Annotated in this window: 1 pseudogene; it reads right to left on the reverse strand. The window is 46.6% G+C overall.

Annotated features, from left to right (window positions below):
• Nucleotides 1-251: pseudogene (gene fmt / locus AAEY57_RS20615) on the reverse strand (methionyl-tRNA formyltransferase); the annotation flags it as partial.

A 251-nucleotide genomic window follows, 5' to 3' on the forward strand; every position in this document is an offset into this window, starting at 1 on the left:
GTTTTTTACCTTGTGGTTGTAATTGCGTAATACATAAAGCATGTTCGCCACAACCCACAATAACGCCATGCTTGTCGCTCGATAGAACGCGCCCGTTATTATCAGGCTGGTTGCTTGATTGCTCTACAACATGTGCTTGATAAATTTTTACAGGCTGCCCCCCCATTTGGGTGAAGCATACCGGCCACGGATTAAACGCGCGAATGTTACGCTCAATTTGCACCGCGCTCATAGACCAGTCAATATTGGCT

It is taken from the genome of Pseudoalteromonas sp. MER144-MNA-CIBAN-0113, assembly GCF_040308965.1.
GTDB classification, from domain to species: Bacteria; Pseudomonadota; Gammaproteobacteria; order Enterobacterales; family Alteromonadaceae; genus Pseudoalteromonas; species Pseudoalteromonas tetraodonis.